The 234-nt window shown below is 23.9% G+C and carries 1 protein-coding gene; it reads left to right on the forward strand.

The annotated features are described in order from the left end of the window. Positions 1–234 (forward strand): hypothetical protein (locus SB754_RS23055; protein WP_410784574.1); only part of this gene is annotated, 234 nt, incomplete at both ends.

Consider the following 234-nt stretch of genomic DNA (forward strand, 5'->3'; position numbering starts at 1 on the left):
GTGCAATATTCTTCTATCCAATGTATTTTTTACATAATTTAGTAACGAAATATATTAATACCAATACTAAAAGAGTTACTTTACTAGTTATTTCTTTTTCTTTGATGTTTGTTAGATTTGACGAATTAATTATTAAAATAATATCTAAAGTTTTTGGTAATCAATATGCTTATTATACAGAATGGGCATCAAGTCAATATTTAGAATACTCATTATCATGGAAAATGGCAATGC

Origin of the sequence: Leifsonia sp. SIMBA_070 (assembly GCF_046534635.1) — a bacterium.
Lineage (GTDB): Bacteria > Actinomycetota > Actinomycetes > Actinomycetales > Microbacteriaceae > Leifsonia.